Here is a 20,359-nt window from a genome sequence, read left to right as displayed (position 1 = left end):
GGTGATGAAACGCCATCATGCCGCGATGCCCGGTCAGATATCAATCCCGGCTACCGGAAACTATTTCCAGCGTATCCACCAGCGATGAGGGTAATATCTGGCCGTGACTCTGACCGGGATAACGCGTCAGAATCAGTCTGGCACCGCTCGGGCGCAGGATGTCGGTAAGTGCACGCTCTTCCTGCTGAAGATCGTCAGAGTGGCCGGTTCGGCGTTCGGTGATGCCATCGCCCTCCATCAGATAGAGCGACAGATGTTTAAGCGGTCCGGCGTCGGCGCGTCGGGCCAGGGTAAGAATGCGCTGATGATTCCAGCTCAGCGAGGGAGCAGCCGAAAAGTAATGGCTGAACCAGGCGGCATGAAAGAAGGTATCCAGCACGAACAGTCCGCCGTAGGAGTGACCCCAGAGCGCACGCCGCTGCGGATTACTGGGCGCAATGCGTTCTGCCCACGGGACAATTGTGTTCAGCAGCAGCTGACGAAACTGATGGCTGCCTCCGCCTTTGCGGCCATGAGGCTGAGTGACCAGAGTATCAGGCGCATCATTGGGTGGGGTGTAGTCGTAATTACGCGCCACCACATCAAAGGGCAAATGGGTGTCGTAACCTACCGCGACCAGCACTGGCGGCGTGCCGCTGCTCAGCTTTTTAAGCAGAGGTTCTGTCAAATGTGCCATCGCCGCATTGCCATCCAGTAGCCAGAGCACCGGATAGCCGCCTGGCGGCGCATCGCTTTTGGGGATAGCAAGCCACACCCGATAGTGCCGTTCCCCATCCTGTGAGACAAACTTTTTACTCTGGAAGCGATACCAGGCGGAACCTGTGTCGGCGATGTTCTTGCCCAGCGGACGCATATCGGGTCGGGCAATGGCCGGAACGGCGGTTAAACCGGCTGTCATCACGGTCAGCAGCATCAGGAGGAAACAGGTACGGATAGTGTTCATTCAGCAATCCCTGCAAGGTTATCGGGCTAATCACGCCTGAGAGAGTGCCATCCTGACAAATTTTCACCGCGATAACATCCCCGCTTTTGCCGGGGTTAATGACATCCTCAGGGCACGCCGAGAAAACGCAACAGCGCCGTCATTGCCGCCGCCCCCAGAATAATCATAATCAGCGGCGCCCGACGCCACGCCAGCAACAGGGCAAAGCCTACACCCGCCACCCGTGCCACACCGGCAAAATGCTGGCCTTCAAACAGCGTGGTGGTGGCCGCTACCGCCAGCAGCAATATCGTGGCGGCATCGGAGAGCATCTGCTGGGTGCGCTCGCTGATCGGCAGACGGTTTCCCAGCCTGACGCCTGCAAACCGCATCAGATAGGTTCCGACAGCCAGCAGGGCAATCCCGGCGATAATCATTCCCTGATGTGTCATTTGCGCGATCTCCATGTCAGCAGGCCCAGCAGTGAAAACAGCACCGGCATGCCCGCCGGAACCAGTGGCGTCGCCAGCAAGGAGAGCAGCGCGCCGACGGTCGCAGGGAGCCGGGTGCGTCGCTGGCGCAGTGCCGGGAAGATCAGGGCGATCAGGATCGCCGGAAACACCGCATCCAGTCCGATCACCGAGACATCAGGAATAAACTGCCCGATTGCTGCCCCGATCATGACGCTGACCGGCCATATCAAGCCGATACCGATACCGCACAGCCAGTAAGCACTGCGGCGCTGCGCCAGTTGCGGCTGAGAAATCCCAAACACCACACTTTCATCGTTCATGATGTGACAGCCCAGCCAGCCTGACGGACCCTGCCCCACCAGATCCTTGACCGCGATGCCAAACGGCAAATGACGTGCGTTTACCAGCAGGCCCGCTGCGGCGGCGGTAAATGGACTGCCGCCACCGGCCACAATGCCGATAAACAGGAACTCCGACGCCCCCGCCAGCACCAGCGTTGAGAGCGCCAGCGGCACCCAGAGCGGAAACCCGTCGGCCGACGCCAGCGAGCCATAGGATAAACCAACAATTCCATCAGCCAGGCAGACCAGAAAAATCGCTTTGATCACCCCTTTGTCCAGCAACTGCATTTGCGGAAAAAGCATCACTCTGTCTCATAATGAACATATAATCCGATATAATGAACACCGCGAAAGCGTTTTACAAGATGAACGTTATGTTCGATATAAAAAACATTCAGGTTATCAGGAGTGCGTTTGAATACCCCTATCAGCATTATTGCCAATGCCTTAGTACGTGAACGTCAGCGAGCCGGTCTTTCACTGGCTGAAGTGGCGCGCAGAGCAGGGATCGCCAAATCTACGCTGTCACAGCTGGAAGCGGGTAATGGCAATCCGGGCATTGAAACCCTGTGGTCGCTTTGCGTAACGCTGAACATTCCATTTTCACGTCTGCTGGAGCCGGATGCGCGTCGTCTGCAGGTGATTCGGCGTGGAGAGGGCCTGACGGTTACCGCCGATCTTGCCGATTATCAGGCCGTTTTGCTGGCCTCCTGCCCGCCCGGCGTTCGGCGTGATATCTATCTGCTGGAAGTTCAGCCCGGCAGCGAACGCATTTCACAGCCCCATATCCCCAATACCATTGAGCATATTATTATCGCTAAAGGGCGTGCGCTGGTGGGTCCGGTCGACAGTGCGGTGGAGCTGAATGTGGGTGATTACATTACCTATCCGGGCGATGAGCTGCATATCTTTCGGGCGCTGGAAGCCGATACGATGGCGCTGCTGGTGATTGAGCACAGCTGATCACTGTTTAGTGAGCTTCTGCAGGGTTTCTGCGGGCGTGAGGTGAGTGATTAGCTGCACCTCACTGCTCAGCCTGATCTCAGGATAGTGCTCGCGCATCCCTTCCAGCAGCACCTCATCAGGCCATTCCTCCTGTTTCCCCAGCGTCGCGGCGACTTCGCTTAAGCGCAGCGTGTCGACCTGCTTCACCCACACGATTACCGCGTCCGTTTCATCGTGCTGATTCACCAGTCTCAGCGGACCCATGATGATATCGCCCTCATGCCAGCGAATCGTCGAGGTTTTCTCTCCGGACCTGACGGCTGGCATCAGACGCGGGACAAGCGTGAGTTGTTGCATTTCCACTCCCTTTTAAACGCTCATTGGTACCCACAACAAAAACACAAATCAGGATTGAAAACAAACTCACTAATGTTATGTTATAACGTATCTATAATCCCGTTCTTACAGGTAACATCATGACACTCTCTGCTCTGACATCCGACGATCCTCGTCTGCCGGTTGCCGTTCTCTCCGGCTTTCTCGGTGCCGGTAAAACTACCCTGCTTAATCATATTCTGAACAATCGCGAAGGACGGCGGATCGCGGTGATCGTCAATGATATGTCTGAAATTAATATTGACGCTGCGCTGGTGCGCGATGGCGGCGCGCAGCTCTCCCGCACCGATGAAAAGCTGGTCGAAATGAGTAACGGCTGCATCTGCTGCACGTTGCGTGAAGATCTGCTGCTGGAGGTAAAACGTCTGGCTCAGGCCGGGCGTTTCGATCACCTGGTGATTGAGTCTACCGGCATTTCTGAACCGCTGCCGGTTGCCGAAACCTTTACGTTTGAAGATGAAGCGGGTGAAAGTCTGTCAGCCTATGCCCGGCTGGACAGTATGATCACCGTAGTCGATGGCTTTAACTTCCTGCGCGATTATCGTTCAGCCGATGATCTGCAGTCACGTGGCGAATCGCTGGGCGCGCAGGATGAGCGCTCAGTGGTTGATCTGCTGGTGGATCAGATTGAGTTTTGTGATTTGCTGGTGCTGAACAAAACGGACCTGCTCAGCCCGGCGCAGCTGCACCAGTTGAAGGGCATGCTGCAGGCGCTTAACCCGCACGCGCTTATTGTGAACAGTGAGTTTGGGCAGGTTCCGCTGGACTGCCTGCTGAATACCGGCCGGTTTGATTTTGACCGGGCAGCGCAGGCACCCGGCTGGCTGCAGACCCTGCGCGGTGAGCATCAGCCGGAATCGGAGGAGTATGGCATTCGTAACTTTGTCTATCGCGCCCGTCGTCCGTTCCATCCGCAGCGTTTCTGGCATGCAGTAAACCACCAGCTTGACGGCGTTATCCGCTCTAAAGGCTACTTCTGGTTGGCCAGTCGGCCGGAATATGCCGCAATGTGGTCGCAGGCGGGCGCGGTGGCACGTCAGGGTTATGCCGGGCGCTGGTGGGTCAGCGTGCCGCGGACTGAATGGCCACAGGATGCAGATTCGCTCAACTTTATCGCTGAACAGTGGCAGGAAGGTACCGGCGATGCGCGCCAGGAACTGGTCTTTATCGGCATTGAGATGGACGAGAAGAGCGTCCGTGCCGCGCTGGATCATGCGCTGCTGACACCACAGGAGATGGCTGCGGGGCCTGAACACTGGATCACCCTGGCCGATCCGGTGCCCGCATGGTTCGATGAAACCACCGCCTGACGCTGCGGTTGACGTACTTCTTTGACTTCGCAATAGTAAACGAACCGGCGGGTAGCAGTTTTCCACTAATCCCTGTTCAGGAGAGACCAGATATGCCACAACGTATTGCCGTAATCGGTGCAGGCGTGCTGGGTTTAGCCGTCGCGCAGTCATTGTCGCGACGGGGCGCACAGGTCACCGTCTTCGATAAAAACTATCCTGGCAGCGGAACCAGTCAGATCAGCTATGCCTGGGTCAATGCCAACGGCAAAGAACCCACCAGCTACCATGATCTTAATGCCCATGCGATAGACGAGCACAAGCGCTGGCAGGCAAGCCATCCTGCATCACCCCGATGGCTGCTGGAAACCGGCACGCTGGAGTGGGCGGCCGATGAATCATCCCTGCGCCAGCTGGCGCAGCGCGCAGCAAAGCTTACGACGCTCGATTACCCCGTAGAGAAACGTAGCCGCGCCGCACTTCTGGGTGCAATGCCCGAGTTGCGGCTTGATCCCCGCGTTCAGCACGCCTGGTCTTTCCCGTCGGAGTGTCTGCTTTATCCGAGCCTGTTTATCGCCTCTCTGCTGGCAGACCTGCGTACCAGTGGCGGGCAGCTGGTCTGCAACAATGAAGTGACGACGCTCACTGAATCGGCGCAGGATGTCCATCTTACGCTGGCCAGTGGTGATGAATGGCGCGGCGATCAGCTGGTACTGGCGACCGGCCGCTGGGCACCGGAACTGATAAGTCAGTGCGGGCTTGAACTGGCGATGACCGATGCGAATCGAGCCGATCCTGTTGCCTGCAGTTTTCTGGCGCAGACCCAGCCTTTGCCGATCCCACTTAAATGCAATCTGATTACCCCGGAACTGAATGTGCGGCCGGATGGCGGTGGCCGTCTGATGCTGCAGGCGCTGGATCTGGATCAGCATGCCGATCCGGCGCGGCCGGTCTCGCCGGATGGACTGATTGGCAAAGAGATGCTGCGTCGATTGCGGCGGCTGTTTAAAAACACGGAAGGCGCGAGAATTGAGCGGATTGAAACAGGACAGCGGTCGCGTCCGGCAGATGGCTTGCCGGCATTAGGCTACATCAGCGAGTCAGCACGCGTTTATCTGATGATCAGCCATAGCGGCATGACACTTGCCCCATTGCTGGGCAGACTGGTGGCTGAGGAGATGCTGAGCGGCACAGGCTCACCAATGCTGAGTGCGTTTGCACCGCATCGGTTGCTGCGTCCGCTCAGTGCGGTCGCTAAAACAGCGCCCGCTTATCTTCCATCGGCACAGTAAACACTAGCGACGATTCTTCCACACGGTCTGCACGTTACAGAATTCGTGCACACCAAAGTGCGACAGTTCACGGCCGTAGCCGCTTTTCTTCACACCACCAATGGTAACGCGCGGATCGGACGCGCCGTTGCCATTAATAAACACAGCACCGACTTCCAGCTGCAGCGCCAGCCGATCGGCAATCTCTTCATTACCGCTCCAGACGGTGGCGCTGAGGCCAAATTCGCTGTCGTTGGCGATCTCCAGCGCATGTTGTGGATCCCTGGCGACCGCAATAGCGGCTACCGGGCCAAACAGCTCCTGCCTGAACGCGGTCATGTCGCTGGTGACATCAGCGAGAATGGTCGGCGCGTAGTAGTTACCCTGCCCTGCCACTTTCTCGCCGCCCAGTACCAGACGTGCACCTTCACGCAGCGTGGCCTTTACCTGTCCATCCAGTTCGTCACGCAGATCGGCGCGTGCCATCGGGCCCAGGAAGGTATTTTCATCCAGCGGATCGCCCATGGTGAGTGCCTGGACCGCGGCAGTGAAGCGTTTTTCAAATTCTTCAGCGATCGGAGCTTCCACAATAAAGCGTTTGGCAGCCATACACACCTGCCCGGTATTCTGGAAACGTCCAATAACGGCTGATTTAACCGCTTCATCAAGATCGGCATCCGCCAGCACGATAAAGGGATCGGATCCACCCAGCTCCAGCACGGTTTTCTTAAGTGCTGCGCCCGCCTGTGCAGCGATCGCGGCGCCAGCCCGGACACTTCCGGTAACGGCAACGGCGGCAATGCGGTCATCTTTGATGGCTACGGAGACACCATCGTTGTCAACGTTGATCAGGTTAAAGCCGCCAGTAGGCAGATCGGTTGCCCTGAACAGCTCAGCCATCAGTGTGGCGCTTCCCATGACGTTAGGCGCGTGTTTAAGCAGATAGGTGTTGCCTGCCAGCAACATACTCACTGCGCCCCGCAGAACCTGCCACAGGGGGAAATTCCATGGCATCACAGCCAGTATCACCCCGATGGGACGGAATCGCTGCCACGCATCGGCAATCTGAGTAGGCTGATCGGCCAGCATTGCAGGGCCATGTTCCGCATACCAGTCGCATAAGTTAGCGCATTTCAGAACTTCAGCGCGTGCCTGTGCAATGGGTTTACCCATCTCAAGGGTGATCATGCGGGAAAGATCCTGCTCACGCAGACGGATCTGTTCGCCAAGCTGACGTAATACGCGAACGCGGTCCGTCATGCTGCTCTGTTTCCATGCTGCAAAAGCAGATGCGCTTTCAGTTAGTGTCTGTTCCAGCTCTGCACTGTTCTGCAAAGGATAGCGTGCCAGAATTTCACCAGTTGTAGGGTTACGTGATAAGGCATGTTCAGTCATGGTGCCGTTTTCCTCATTCTGTCAGTGATGGAGAGACGATACGCGCTGTAGTTGATGATGAAAAATGAATAATAGTGAGGAAGTTGTTTATCGATTGAGAATGAATGCAGCTATTGCCGATTAGTCGGTCATGCAGTGGGCAGATTGCGGGCCAGTTTTTGCTGGTGGTCAGCACGTCTGAAAATGATGTTACGCCTTAAGTTTTCCACTTATACAGTGACCAGATCCTAATAAACGATCCTTAATAGATCATATAGAGATCCTAAGAGATCCCCGATCGTCGCAGGCCGCACCCCACAAGGGCTGAAAGGGTGATCGCGTTCACTATAATCAGTAAAGTGTTCACTGTAATCAGTACTTTATTCACTGTACCAGGTAGAATGTTCACTGTAAACAGTGCTAATGTTCACTGTAGTCAGAAAACGATCCCTTTCATCCACAGAATGAAGATCTTACGCCATGGCAGATAAAGACAACGAAAACAAAGCGTTACTTGAACCTTTTCTGTCAGTGACAAAAAACAGCGGTGAAGTTATTCAGCTTCATCCCAACAAGAATAATACCGTTCAGCCTGTCGCTTTAATGCGTCTTGGGCTGTTCGTGCCGACGCTGAAATCTACTGCACGCGGTAAATCCGGTGCGATGGCATCAACGGATGCGACGAAAGAGCTGAAGAATCTGACGCTGGTGAAAGCGGAAGGCTACGAAAAGATTACCATTACCGGCGCGCGGCTGGATATGGATAACGATTTCAAAACCTGGGCGGGTATTATTCAATCGTTTTCCCGCTATCCGACCAAAGGCGATACTGTCACGCTGCCGTTTATCGACTTTGTTAAGATGTGTGGCATTCCCTCTGCCAACTCTTCAGCCGCCCTGCGCAAGCGTCTTGATGCCTCTCTGCGCCGTATCGCGACCAATACGCTCTCTTTTGAAGGTAACGGCAAGGCCTATCACACCCACCTTGTTCAGTCTGCTTATTACGATCGCGAAAAAGATATTGTGCGCATCCAGGCCGACCCCAAGCTGTTCGAACTCTATAACTTCGACCACAAGGTCCTGCTTCAGCTCCGTGCAATATCCCGTTTGAAGCGTAAAGAGTCTGCGCAGGCGCTTTACACCTTCCTGGAAAGCCTGCCAACCAATCCGGCGCCTATCTCGCTTGCACGCCTGCGTATGCGCCTGAACCTCGGCTCTAAGACCACCACGCAGAACCATGTCGTGCGGCGCGCGATGGAGCAGCTGAAAGAGATCGGTTATCTGGATTACTCAGAAGTGAAGCGTGGCCGCTCAGTCTTTTTTATTATCCACAGCCGTACGCCTAAGCTTGATGGCATCAGTAATCTGGAGAGCATCGATTCGCTGGATGAGATCGAGTTTGATGATTAACCCCTCACGTTCACTGTAATCAGTATTCCTGCGTGGCAGTGTCACTTTCTGCGTCACCGGTGACATTGCGCCATCCACTCTTCATCCACTCTTCATTCACTGTAATCAGTACTCTCCAGAGATTCACTGTGATCAGTAACGTTCACTGTAATCAGTATCCGGGCCGCCGTGCAAAAGTGTGTTCAGACCCTACCCCCCTTCAATGCGCCTGATAACAAGGGCTTATAAGTAAGTTAGTGCTTACTCTCATATTGGTTAGCACTCAATTATACTGTGTTTACTGATTACAGTGAATGCCCTTACTTCGGTTGGCTAAGCCTCTCTCTGCTGATTACAGTGAATCCTTTTTACTGACTACAGTGAATGCCTTTGCTCTGCCCTGTTCTCAAAGAGCATTACTGGCTGGCCAGCAAATCAGGGCTGGATGCGGTTTACCATGAGGGGTCTGCTCAGCGTGATTCACATGATACGTATGACCTGAATGACACACGTAACCATAGAGAACAGCGTGACACTGTTACTGATTACAGTGAATGTTTGCTGATGGGCGCTACCCTCGCCTCACCATTGAATCTCTTTAACGGCTTTCCGAATCGCTACTGATTACAGTGAACGTTGTTGCCAGATGTCCGGTCTTAAGCGAGTCATAACTGCCATGGCGAGATGCTAATCTTGTACTGATTACAGTGAACGTTCTGCTGATTACAGTGAATGTTTGCTGCGGTGTACCTGAAGGCATCGTGCATTCTACTGATTACAGTGAACGTTAAAGTGAACCTGCTGACGGCATTGCTGATGTATACGATACGGGGCTGGTGCATGACTGGCTGAAGGGCGACAGAAGAAGCCGTTGCTCGCAAGGTCTGGTCACTTCATGACTCGGAACAACGTCGGCACACTCTGATGCAGAACAGAATCGCCTCTGTCTACTTACTGCTAACTACTGACTCATATTACGACCCTGTCGGCACGCGCTGATTCAGAACAGAATCGCTTCTGTCTACTTACTGCTGACTACTGACTACAGTGAATGTTTGCGCGGTTGTTCTCCTTCTAATGCCTCTTCTGTTTGTGATGTTACTGACTATAGTGAATGTTTACTGCTTTCTGGATTTACTGATTACAGTGAACGTTTATGGGCTTTACGCTTCTGTATCGCAGACCAGAGTCGGTTGTGACGTTGCCGGTGTATATTCCCTCTCCAGATTCCGATGCTTTTATCATCCGCTAAGGATTTTTCAACCCATCCTTACTGACTACAGTGAACGTTTACTCTGCCCTGCTCCCTCTTCTGGCTCCTGATCGGCAAGTTTACTGATTACAGTGAACGTTGCTCTTCACAGAGCTGAACACGTAAAACGCTACTGACTATAGTGAATGTTGAAGTGATGCAGTGGCAAAGATCAGCACTGCAACCTGCAGTCACTGCCTGAAATCCATTTATCAATGTATCCATCGCTCTTTCGCCTGCTCCATAGCGTCACCGAAAGAGACACAAGCTTTACTGACTACAGTGAACGTTTGATCTCAAGGTTCGTCTTCTGTGTTCTCCCCTTTCCCGCTCACTGTTCCCAGTTTGTCTGATGATTTTTTAAACCTGTTTGCTCACTACAGTAAATGTTTTGCTGATTACAGTGAATGCTGACCGCAATTAACCTGCAAAATATATTCGGCCAGACGAAATAATGTGATGAAGCTCACCAAAACCCGTGTGATTACATAAAAACGGAGATTATGTTGAGAAGATAATTTATTGCCTCACGTGCAGGATTTCTGTATAAAGTCATAAATCCTACATGTTTGGAGCAACTATGGCTAATGATGACAAGCAGGTGATGAAGGTTGCGCAGCGTTCAGAACGCATGCTGCTAAGCCTCACCGAGCAAATTCAGGCGCAAAAGCAGGAACTGCATGAAAATACCTACTATCAGGTCTATGCCAAAGCGGCGCTGGCAAAGTTGCCCAAACTGACCCGAGCCAGTGTGGATTACGCAGTCAATGAGATGGAAGAGAGCGGTTATCAATTTGATAAACGTGCGGCCGGTTCTTCCGTTAAATATGCTATGTCGATTCAGAATATTATCGATATCTATCATCATCGTGGCGTGCCGAAGTATCGCGATCGCCATAGTGACGCTTACACCCTGTTTGTCGGTAATCTGAAGGGCGGTGTCTCCAAAACGGTTTCAACCGTCTCGCTGGCACATGCGTTGCGCGCACATCCCCATCTGCTTTTTGAAGATTTGCGCATCCTGGTTATCGACCTTGATCCGCAGTCCTCAGCAACCATGTTTCTGAACCACGAGCGCTCCGTCGGGCTGGTGGAAGCGACTGCGGCGCAGGCAATGCTGCAGAATGTCTCACGAGATGAGCTGGTCAACGAGTTTATAGTTCCGTCGATCATTCCGGGTGTGGATGTGCTGCCAGCATCGATTGATGACGCCTTTATCGCCTCAAGCTGGGATCAGCTTTGTGCTGAGCATCTTCCGCAACAGAACGTTCACGCCGTGTTGTATGACAACGTTATTGCCAAACTGAAAAAAGATTATGACTTCATCTTTATCGATAGCGGCCCGCATCTTGATGCTTTCCTGAAGAATGCGATTGCAGCGTCTGATCTTCTGATGACTCCAGTGCCACCGGCTCAGGTAGACTTTCACTCGACACTAAAATACCTGACACGTCTTCCGGAACTGATTGCGATTATCGAAGACTCCGGCGCGACCTGTCGGCTGCAGGGTAATATTGGCTTCATGTCGAAGCTCTCCAATAAAGCAGACCACAAACTCTGTCATAGCCTGGCAAAAGAGATTTTTGGTGGCGACATGCTTGATGCTGCCCTTCCCCGCCTTGATGGTTTCGAACGTTGTGGCGAATCCTTTGATACGGTTATCTCCGCCAATCCTTCGACCTACGTCGGCAGCAGCGAAGCGTTGAAGAATGCACGATCCGCCGCAGAAGACTTTGCTAAAGCCGTCTTCGACCGTATCGAATTTATTCGCCTGAACTGAGGTTTGTATGAGCGCAAAAAGAATTACGATTGGCAGAACCTTCAGCCAGACTCCACTGGAAAATGACACGCCAGACAGCCAGCACAACCAGACATTCGTTCTGGCAACGGGCAAGCGCGCCCTGTTTCGCTTTGAACGCATTGCCGCCAGCGACGTTGAAAGCAAAACGTTCGTCACAATGGAAACCAACGGTCGCGATCAGGCAGGCCTGACACCTGATTCGCTGCGCGACATTATCCGGACCATTAAGCTGCAGCAGTTCTTTCCCGCTATTGGCGTGATGCGCGATGACCGCATCGAAATCCTGGATGGCTCACGTCGTCGTGCAGCCGCACTCTACTGCAAAACCGGCCTGGACGTGCTGATCACTGACGCGGCCATCACCGCTGATGAAGCCCGCCGACTGGCGCAGGATATTCAGACGGCACGGGAACACAATCTGCGCGAAGTGGGTATGCGTCTGTTAACACTTAAAGATGGCGGTTTGTCGCAGAAGGAGATTGCTGAAAATCAGGGTTTGTCCCAGGCGAAAGTGACGCGTGCCCTGCAGGCCGCCAGCGTTCCATCAGATTTGATTTCACTTTTTCCTAATCACGCTGAGCTGACCTATCCCGACTATAAAGCGTTGTTACAGGCTGCTGACAAGTTGAGTGAGTCCGGGCAAAGCGTTGAAGCTCTGATCAAATCCATTTCCAGGGAAATTGATGTGGTCTGTGCCCGTGAAGGTCTGGCCGAGGACGAGCTTAAAAATCATATTCTGCGTCTGATTCGACAGGGCAGCCAGACTCTGATCAAAGAACCGGAGAAAGATAAAACCCAGGCGACTGCGCTCTGGTCTTTTGCTGATAAAGATCGGTTCGCCCGAAAAAAGGTACGCGGACGGATGTTCAGTTATGAATTTAACCGGCAGTCGAAAGAGTTGCAGGAAGAGCTGGATAAAGTTATTGCGGAGACCCTGAAAAAATATCTCAACCGTTAACGTATATGCACTCAAATCAGCCAGCGATAAACGCTGGCTTTTTTTTCGATTTTTGTAGCGAGTCGTCGTTAAAAGAGATGGCGGACACCCAAATTTCAGGCTGAAATCGCCAGATTTTCAAGTGTGAATTCATGGTTAAGCTATTGAAATATAATAAATTAATCTATTGTGTCTTGCTGAAAAACTGCATGAAATCGCCACTTCGCTGAACTCTTTCGCCAGATACCGAAGCCGCTTCCAAACCGCACAGGTCACTATAAACAGAGATAACGTTTTTCGTCTGATGCTATCGTTGATGAATCTCATCGCCGCCAGCGCGCATCCGACGGTCAGAATATTGCAAGTAATGATTTTCCGGGGCTGGTTCATTAGTGACCAATCAACTTTACTAAACCTCAGTCACAGCGTACCGGCTTCACACACTCCGCTAAACCCTCTGCTTAGCCTTTCTCCAAACATTAGCCCGCCAGCGATATTTCGTAATTAACTGTTTGTTTTTAGTATAAAAGATTAAAAAATTTCAGCCTGAAATCGCCATGCCTGCAGTTAAACGCTCCCTCGTTTCAGGCCTGAGGGCGAACGGATAAGATCAGAAAAGAGGCGTATCTTGAGAGCAGTAAAGTCCTGAACAGAGAGTGAAAAAAGATACTCAGAAACTATCCCTCACTTATCCACAGAAAAAGTGGATAACTTTTTCTGCGCGATAAAATTTTTTTTGAAGAGGTGCGATACAAGATGCAGCTTTGGCAGGGAACTCCATTAAAACCTGATCAGCGCGAAAAGATTGTCACAGTCTGCTCATGACGGAAAGGTAGTTGCATGGCATCAGATTCACTGTATTGGGTAAAGCAGATGAAATCGGCAGCTTACGGACGAAGAGCCCCTATCGGCCTACCTGATAAAAGGCGATGGCTCACTGCACTGCTGTTTACAGTGAATGGCGAGAAATAACGTCTGTATGGCATTGAACCGGGTTATCAGTGGCTGTTATCGGCATACAGCGTAGTTGCTGATGCGCAGAGAGTGCTGACCACTGCAATCAGTAATCAGACCGATGTGAAGTGACGTAATGCAATGATGATCTTCCACGGCAGAACCGAACCTATGCAGAAGAAAACCGGGCCAGGCCCGGTTTTGATATGAATCAGGCTTCAAGCCAGGCGGTGATTTGCTTAACCATGGCATCCGTTGAGATGCCATAACGGTCATGCAGCGTCGGTAGTGCGCCTGCTGCAAGGAAAGCATCCGGCAGCGCAATCTGTTTAAAGCGCGGCGTCACATGGTTTCGCATTAACAGACCGGCAATAGCTTCGCCTAAGCCACCGGTTATCGAATGATTTTCAGCGGTGATAACCAGCTGGTTATGATGCAGTGCTACTCCCGCCTCACGCAGGATGGTCTCTTCATCCAGAGGCTTAATCATGGGTGAGTGAACCACACCGACCTCAATCCCCTGCTTCTCCAGCGCTTCAGCGGCCTCAAGCGCCCGCATGGTCATCAATCCGCTGCTGATAATAATGGCATGCTTACCGCCGCGCAGGCGCTGAGCCTTACCGTGCTGATAGCGATAGTCATATTTATCCAGCACCAGCGGAACCTTACCGCGCAGCAGGCGTAAATAGACCGGGCCCTGATGTTCAGCAATAGCCGGTATCACCTGGCTAATCTCCAGTGCATCGCAGGGATCGATGATAGTCAGGTTCGGCATGCCTCGGAAGATTGCCAGGTCATCAGTCGCCTGATGACTCGGTCCATAACCGGTGGTCAGGCCCGGCAGCGCACAGGCGATTTTAACGTTCAGATTCTCTTCGGCGATGGCCATGCAGATAAAGTCATAAGCGCGGCGGGAAGCAAAGACGGCATAAGTGGTGACAAAAGGCATAAAGCCTTCACGCGCCATACCTGCTGCGGCGCTCATCAGTAACTGTTCCGCCATGCCCATCTGATAAAAGCGTTTCGGAAAAGCCTCTGCGAACAGGTGCAGATCGGTGTATTTACTTAAATCAGCCGTCAGCCCCACCACATCTGAGCGCTGCTCTGCCAGAGAGACCAGAGCATGCCCAAAAGGAGCTGAAACCGTGGGCTGGCCTTCAGCGGCGATCGAGGCGATCATGGCGGATGTGGTCAGACGTTTTTTTTGCGGTTGTGAACTCATCTCAGACTCCTTGCTCAAGTGCAGTCAGGGCTTTGTCCCACTCATCGGCATCGACCCGAATAAAGTGGGTTTTCTCACGACTTTCCAGAAACGGCACCCCTTTGCCCATTCGGGTATCGCAAATGATGACGCGCGGCTGGGGTTCGGGCCAGCTGCGAGCTGCATCAAAGGCGGCCTGCAAAGCAGAGATATCGTTGCCATCAACCCGCTGGGTGTACCAGCCAAAAGCCTGCCAGCGATCCACTATGGGTTCAAAAGCGAGAATCTCACTGCTATGGCCGTCAGCCTGCTGATTGTTGACGTCGATAAGGGCGATCAGGTTATCAAGTTGCCAGTGTGAGGCGGACATTGCCGCTTCCCATGTAGAGCCTTCATTGAGTTCACCATCTGAAAGCAGGTTATAGACTCGTGCCTGCGAGCCTTTCTGTTTCAGCCCCAGACAGGCACCCACAGCAATACCTAAGCCATGACCCAGTGAACCGCCGGTAATTTCCATGCCTGGGGTATAGGCAGCCATGCCGGACATCGGCAAGCGGCTCTCATCAGTCCCATAAGTTTCCCTTTCTTCTTCAGGTATCACGCCTGCTTCCAGCAAGGCGGCGTAAAGGGCGATAGCGTAATGGCCAATCGACAGATAGAAGCGATCGCGGTCTTCCCACTCAGGTTGATCCGGCCGGTAATTCATGGCGTGGAAATAGCTGACAGCAAGCAAATCGGCGGCACCCAGCGCCTGACCGATATATCCCTGCCCCTGAATCTGCCCCATTAATAAGGCATGGCGGCGAATATTGGTGGCTCGTTGCTGCAATGAGAGCACGTGTGAAGCGTGACGAGAGTCAGTCATATTACCTCCTGATTAACGATTAACGTCCGCTGCCCGGATGCGCAGCACGCATAGCGCGCCACCCAGCAGGACGGCAGCAATAAAGTACATTCCGGAAGCGGGCGTACCGGTTGCGGTGGTGATGGTGCCTATCAGCCACGGTGAGAAAAAACCGGCCAGATTAGCAATGCAGTTCACGGCGGCGATGCCTGCGGCGGCAGAGACGCCACCTAACAGATTGGTCGGCAACATCCAGAACAGCGATGAGGCGGAAAGAATGCCCGCAGCGGCAATACAAAGGGAGAGCAGTGACAGGGAGACGCTATGGCTCAGCAGAGTTGCCAGCGTCAGTCCGGTGAGTCCGATCAGCATCGGAACAATCAGATGCCAGCGGCGTTCACGATAGCGGTCGCCACTGCGCCCGGCCAGCAGCATAAAGATAATGGCGCAGAGGTAAGGCAGACTGGTCAGCAGCCCAATATGCAGCGGTTCACTGACGCCTGAGTTTCTCACCAGCGTCGGTAACCAGAACGTCAGGGCGTACTGACCCATCACCACACAGAAGTAGATCAGCGCCAGCAGCCACAGACGACGGTCGGCGACAAAGGCTTTTACCGTGCCATGACAGGCTTTCTGCTGATTATCTTCATCCAGATCGGCGCGCACCCGGCGTTTCTCATCTTCGTCCAGCCACTCTGCCTGTTCAACACGATCCTTCAGAACCAGCAGTACCACTAATCCCATAACAAGGGTGGGGATAGCTTCCAGCATAAACATCCACTGCCAGCCGGCCCATCCGTGAAAGCCTGCAAAGGTCGCCATAATCCAGCCTGAGAGCGGGCCGCCAATCATCCCTGAAAGTGGAATGGCGACAAACCAGAGCACGGTCATACGCGCGCGACGGTGTGATGGAAACCAGTAGGTCAGGTAGAGCAGTAAACCTGGCGCAAGACCGGCCTCGGCGACGCCGAGCAGAAAGCGCAGCAGGTAGAACTGCCATGCGGTTTCTACAAAGGCGAACAGGGCCGAGATGATTCCCCATGTGATCATAATGCGGGCAATCCAGCGGCGTGCGCCGACACGGTGCAGGATCAGGTTACTCGGCACCTCAAAGAAGAAGTAGCCGATAAAAAAGATCCCGGCACCCAGTCCATACACGGTTTCGCTGAGAGACAAATCATCCATCATCTGTAATTTAGCGAAGCCCACATTGACGCGGTCAAGATAGGCGCAGAGATAACAGAGCATCAGCCAGGGCATCAGGCGCCAGGCAATTTTGCGGTAGGTGATATCGCGCGCAGCAGAGGCTGCGCCCAGATTAAGCGTGGTCATGGTGTTCACTCCCGAAGTTAGCCCGCCAGGCGTGCGGGCAGGGAAGGGCGCTATTTAATGGATCAGCATGCCGCCGTTCACATCCAGCGTGATGCCGGTGAGATAACCGGAGAGATCGCTGGCGAGAAACAGCGCAGCGTTGGCGACGTCACTGGCGGTGCCAAGTCGGCCGAGCGGAATTCCGTCGAGAATGGCGTGGCGGCGTTCATCCTGTAACAGGCCACCAGTGATGTCCGTCTGGATCAGACCGGGCGTCAGGGCATTAATGCGTATCTGGTCAGGGCCAAATTCGCGCGCCATCGCTTTAGTCAGGCCCAGAACGCCCGCTTTAGCAGCACTGTAGTGCGGGCCACCGAAAATCCCGCCGCCGCGCTGTGCTGAGACCGAGGACAGGCAGATGATGCTGCCGCCTTTCTGCTGCTGCATGGTGGGGATCACCGCCTGAGACATCAGCAGCGTGCCGCGCAGATTGACATCAAGAATACGGTTGTAATCCTCGATGCCGATTTCCAGTGTTTTAACCGGCTGAGTAATACCTGCATTGTTGACCAGCACATCAATACGGCCGAAGTGCTCAAGAACCTGGTCGATGGCACGACGAACAGAGAGGGGATCGGTCACATCTGTGGCCAGGCCGAGATGCCCGTCACCACAAGACAGTGCACTGGCCTGGGCGGCCTGCCGATCTAAATCGAGCACTACCACGCGCGCGCCATGCTGAGCAAAACAGGCGGCTGTTGCCCGGCCAATGCCGCGCTGAGAGGCGGCACCTGTAATAATCGCAACTTTATTTTCGAGTAACATTGTCCACTCCAGAAAAATAATTATTAGTGGTTCGGTATCGCTACCGGCAGGGTCACGATCAGAATTGATAAAGCGGCTAATATTGGCAATGCAAAAAAATTCATTTGATGCTGAATGAATTTGTTGGTTTGATGCAGTTAACAATTCTGCGATTTAAAAATGGGCACACATCACAAAATTCCAGTGTGGAGAGGCGGATGGGAAAGCAGTCTGATCACTTACCTTCGATTAAATCACTGCGGGTTTTTGAGCAGGTGGCCCATTTTGGTAATGTCGCGCGTGCGGCCGAGGAATTAAGTATTACGCCTTCGGCGGCCAGTCATCAGCTGGCAAAACTGGAGCGTGAACTGGGCTGTATTCTGTTTAATCGTTCGGCAAAGGGCGTAGTGCTGACGCTGTCGGGTGAGCATTACCTCAGGGAGATTGGTCCGATACTGCTGAGTCTGACGCAGGCGACTGCACGCATCAGTAACGAGAAAGCCCGCAGCAACCTCAGGATCCACTGCGCGCCCAGTTTCGGTCTGCTGTGGCTGTTGCCGCGCATCCATAAATTTCGCGACAGCTATCCCGAGTTTCAGCTCACGCTCTCCTGCTCTTACGAGAATTTATCTTTCAGCCGCGACAATATTGATATTGCGATACGCCATGGATTCCCGGACTGGAACTCATTCGAGATTAAAACGATCCGCCACGAAAGAATGTCGGTGCTGGCCTCGCCTGAGTATCTGAAAAAACATCCTGTTAATCAGGCCGCTGATTTAATTCATCATGCGCTGATATTATCGGAGTCGCCGCTTATTCAGTGGCCGCAGTGGTTTGCTTCTCAGCAATTACCTCAGCCAGATAAAGAGTGGTTATTTCGCTTTGATCGCTCTTATATGAGTCTTGAGGCGGCGATGTTAGGCCACGGTCTTATATTTGAAAGTGAATTGCTGGCGGAGGATTATCTGCGCAGTGGAAAACTGGTCAGAGTCTTGTCCGAACAGGAGAGTCTGCCCGTCAGCGCCCATCATCTGGTCTTCCCGCGTGGATTTGCCCAGTTTCCCCGCGTCGCGCATTTCCTGAGCTGGATCCAGCAGGAACTGAAAGTGTTAACCTAATGTTAAAATAACTTTCACGTCGTCATTATTGCGCCGGCTTATTTATCCGGTTAACTATCCCTGTTATAAAAATCGCATTGCTAAAGCTAACTTTTAAATACCGTCTACACTTCTTTACCCACTCGGTAAATATGTTCCATTTCTATTCCGTATGAAATTTAATCAAACGGATGTTTAACTAATTAATGGCAGGGATATTATGAGTACGAATACACCAGACTCTGGTGAAGCGGGTGATCACGCGCCTGCGGATACGGTACGCCAGCGCATTTTTTTAGTGGTACTGGTTGCCACTATGGGCGCGCTGGCTTTTGGTTATGACACCGGGATAATCTCGGGTGCGTTACCCTACATGACCTCACCACCCGATCAGGGTGGACTTGGACTGAATTCATTCACTGAAGGGCTGGTAGCCTCTTCGCTGGTGTTCGGTGCCGCGATAGGCTCTTTCCTGAGTGGTTTCTTCTCTGACCGGTTTGGCCGGCGTATTACACTACGCAGCCTGGCGGTTATTTTTGTGCTGGGTTCACTGGGAACAGCGCTGGCGCCTTCTGTCAATGTCATGGTGGCAATGCGCTTCCTGCTGGGGATTGCGGTCGGTGGCGGTTCCTCTACCGTGCCGGTGTTTATCGCCGAAATTGCCGGACCGCGCCTGCGTGCGCCGCTGGTCAGCCGCAATGAGCTGATGATCGTTACCGGACAGCTCATTGCTTATGTTGCCAGTACGCTGCTGAGCTATCTGCTGCATGATGAGCACCTGTGGCGCTACATGCTGGCAATTGCCATGGTACCGGGTCTTTTGCTGTTTATCGGCACGTTCTTCGTTCCCGCCTCACCTCACTGGCTGGTGGCGGAAGGGCGTCTGAAAGAGGCTAAAAAGATCCTGAAGTATCTGCGTGAAACGCCGCGTGAAGTGCGCCATGAGATGGCGCAGATGAAGAAGCAGGCGAGGGCGGCGGAACGTGGGCCGGATGCGAAAACCCTGATCCGTGAAAAGTGGGTGATTCGCCTGATGGTTATCGGCGTCGGTCTGGGCTTTGTCGCCCAGTTCACCGGGGTAAATGGTTTTATGTATTACACCCCGATCATCCTTAAACAGACCGGACTTGGCACCAGCGCCTCGATTGCCGCGACCATCGGTAACGGCGTGGTCTCAGTGGTGGCGGCGATTGTCGGTATCTGGGCGGTTAGTCGCTTCCCGCGCCGGACGATGCTGATTACCGGCCTGTGTCTGGTGGTCGCTTCGCAGATTATGCTGGGCAGCGTGATGACCTTTATCGCTCCCAGCCTGATGCAGAGCTACCTCGCCCTGGCCTGTATTCTGCTGTTCCTGTTCTGCATGCAGATGTGCATCTCGCCGGTCTACTGGCTGATGATGTCGGAGCTGTTCCCGATGCAGCTGCGTGGCGTATTAACCGGCGGCGCTGTCTCACTACAGTGGATCTTTAACGCGATAGTCGCCTTCGGTTTTCCACCGATAATGGAATATGCTGGTAGCACCACCTTCTTCATCTTTGCCGCGATTAACGTCGGGTCGCTGTTCTTCGTGATGGCGATGGTGCCAGAGACGCGGGGCAAAAGCCTGGAAGAGATTGAGTCACACATGAAAGAGAAGTTTGGTGAAAAGCCGAAAGAGGCTGAAGCCTCCTGAGTCTCCCACCGGATTTAGCCCACCGGCTGAATCCGGTTTTACCTCCTTACCTCCTTATCTTGTTATCTTCTTACTTACATACC

17 protein-coding genes are annotated in these 20,359 nt (G+C 53.3%); 8 read left to right on the top strand and 9 right to left on the bottom strand.

The window, feature by feature from the left end:
* Positions 1-40: 40 nt before the first annotated feature.
* The 3 genes from ACMGGP_RS21065 to ACMGGP_RS21055 all read right to left on the bottom strand — a co-directional run bounded on the left by ACMGGP_RS21065 (position 41) and on the right by ACMGGP_RS21055 (position 2,039).
* The gene (locus tag ACMGGP_RS21065; protein ID WP_236352436.1) at positions 41-943 is read right to left on the bottom strand and encodes an alpha/beta hydrolase; all 903 of its coding nucleotides are present in this window, start codon (positions 941-943) and stop codon (positions 41-43) included.
* 107 nt (positions 944-1,050) lie between these two features.
* Positions 1,051-1,374 carry an AzlD domain-containing protein gene (locus ACMGGP_RS21060; protein ID WP_089414698.1) on the bottom strand — a complete coding sequence of 108 codons (324 nt, stop codon included), beginning with the start codon at positions 1,372-1,374 and terminating at the stop codon, positions 1,051-1,053.
* Positions 1,371-2,039 carry an AzlC family ABC transporter permease gene (locus ACMGGP_RS21055; protein ID WP_176442687.1) on the bottom strand — a complete coding sequence of 223 codons (669 nt, stop codon included), beginning with the start codon at positions 2,037-2,039 and terminating at the stop codon, positions 1,371-1,373. Before ACMGGP_RS21055 ends, ACMGGP_RS21060 begins: the two co-directional genes overlap by 4 nt.
* Positions 2,040-2,150: 111 nt before the next feature.
* Between ACMGGP_RS21055 and ACMGGP_RS21050 the strand changes: the two genes are divergently transcribed.
* Positions 2,151-2,699 (top strand): helix-turn-helix domain-containing protein, encoded by a 549-nt coding sequence (locus ACMGGP_RS21050; protein WP_033787216.1) that lies wholly within the window; start codon positions 2,151-2,153, stop codon positions 2,697-2,699.
* On the opposite strand, the gene ACMGGP_RS21045 is transcribed toward ACMGGP_RS21050, so the two are convergent.
* Positions 2,700-3,038 (bottom strand): ASCH domain-containing protein, encoded by a 339-nt coding sequence (locus tag ACMGGP_RS21045; protein WP_187513828.1) that lies wholly within the window; start codon positions 3,036-3,038, stop codon positions 2,700-2,702.
* 119 nt (positions 3,039-3,157) lie between these two features.
* Here ACMGGP_RS21045 and zigA point away from each other — a divergent pair, with 119 nt between their 5' ends.
* Both zigA and ACMGGP_RS21035 read left to right on the top strand, forming a co-directional pair.
* Positions 3,158-4,387, top strand: a complete 1,230-nt coding sequence (zigA, locus tag ACMGGP_RS21040; protein ID WP_064690942.1) for a zinc metallochaperone GTPase ZigA — start codon at positions 3,158-3,160, stop codon at positions 4,385-4,387.
* Between the two features lie 92 nt (positions 4,388-4,479).
* Positions 4,480-5,658, top strand: a complete 1,179-nt coding sequence (locus ACMGGP_RS21035) for an NAD(P)/FAD-dependent oxidoreductase (protein WP_045139965.1) — start codon at positions 4,480-4,482, stop codon at positions 5,656-5,658.
* Positions 5,659-5,661: 3 nt separating this feature from the next.
* Here ACMGGP_RS21035 and ACMGGP_RS21030 read toward each other — a convergent pair whose 3' ends face one another.
* Complete coding sequence (locus tag ACMGGP_RS21030) at positions 5,662-7,032, bottom strand: aldehyde dehydrogenase family protein (RefSeq protein ID WP_498798849.1); 1,371 nt, start codon at positions 7,030-7,032, stop codon at positions 5,662-5,664.
* A 459-nt stretch (positions 7,033-7,491) separates the two neighbouring features.
* Between ACMGGP_RS21030 and ACMGGP_RS21025 the strand changes: the two genes are divergently transcribed.
* The 3 genes from ACMGGP_RS21025 (at position 7,492) to ACMGGP_RS21015 (ending at position 12,411) form a co-directional block, all read left to right on the top strand.
* Positions 7,492-8,421, top strand: coding sequence for a RepB family plasmid replication initiator protein (locus ACMGGP_RS21025; RefSeq protein WP_010246820.1), 930 nt, complete (start codon positions 7,492-7,494; stop codon positions 8,419-8,421).
* Positions 8,422-10,232: 1,811 nt separating this feature from the next.
* Positions 10,233-11,432 carry an AAA family ATPase gene (locus tag ACMGGP_RS21020; protein WP_010246822.1) on the top strand — a complete coding sequence of 400 codons (1,200 nt, stop codon included), beginning with the start codon at positions 10,233-10,235 and terminating at the stop codon, positions 11,430-11,432.
* A gap of 7 nt (positions 11,433-11,439) precedes the next feature.
* Positions 11,440-12,411 carry a ParB family protein gene (locus tag ACMGGP_RS21015; RefSeq protein ID WP_010246824.1) on the top strand — a complete coding sequence of 324 codons (972 nt, stop codon included), beginning with the start codon at positions 11,440-11,442 and terminating at the stop codon, positions 12,409-12,411.
* Between the two features lie 1,144 nt (positions 12,412-13,555).
* On the opposite strand, the gene ACMGGP_RS21010 is transcribed toward ACMGGP_RS21015, so the two are convergent.
* From ACMGGP_RS21010 to ACMGGP_RS20995, 4 genes are read right to left on the bottom strand one after another with little or no spacing between them, the layout of a single operon-like run.
* Complete coding sequence (locus tag ACMGGP_RS21010) at positions 13,556-14,566, bottom strand: transketolase family protein (RefSeq protein ID WP_010246826.1); 1,011 nt, start codon at positions 14,564-14,566, stop codon at positions 13,556-13,558.
* Between the two features lies 1 nt (position 14,567).
* Positions 14,568-15,410, bottom strand: a complete 843-nt coding sequence (locus ACMGGP_RS21005; protein WP_031292457.1) for a transketolase — start codon at positions 15,408-15,410, stop codon at positions 14,568-14,570.
* A gap of 12 nt (positions 15,411-15,422) precedes the next feature.
* Positions 15,423-16,721 carry an MFS transporter gene (locus ACMGGP_RS21000; RefSeq protein ID WP_498798848.1) on the bottom strand — a complete coding sequence of 433 codons (1,299 nt, stop codon included), beginning with the start codon at positions 16,719-16,721 and terminating at the stop codon, positions 15,423-15,425.
* 54 nt (positions 16,722-16,775) lie between these two features.
* Entirely contained in the window at positions 16,776-17,525 is a 750-nt protein-coding gene (locus ACMGGP_RS20995; RefSeq protein WP_498798847.1) for an SDR family NAD(P)-dependent oxidoreductase, read from the bottom strand.
* Between the two features lie 197 nt (positions 17,526-17,722).
* Here ACMGGP_RS20995 and ACMGGP_RS20990 point away from each other — a divergent pair, with 197 nt between their 5' ends.
* Positions 17,723-18,625, top strand: a complete 903-nt coding sequence (locus ACMGGP_RS20990) for a LysR substrate-binding domain-containing protein (RefSeq protein ID WP_498798846.1) — start codon at positions 17,723-17,725, stop codon at positions 18,623-18,625.
* 199 nt (positions 18,626-18,824) lie between these two features.
* The gene (locus ACMGGP_RS20985) at positions 18,825-20,276 is read left to right on the top strand and encodes a sugar porter family MFS transporter (protein WP_010670588.1); all 1,452 of its coding nucleotides are present in this window, start codon (positions 18,825-18,827) and stop codon (positions 20,274-20,276) included.
* Positions 20,277-20,359: the final 83 nt, after the last annotated feature.

Source organism: Curtobacterium sp. BNK-1, assembly GCF_048685235.1.
GTDB classification, from domain to species: Bacteria; Pseudomonadota; Gammaproteobacteria; order Enterobacterales; family Enterobacteriaceae; genus Pantoea; species Pantoea agglomerans.
This window is presented reverse-complemented; position numbering and strand designations above follow the sequence as displayed.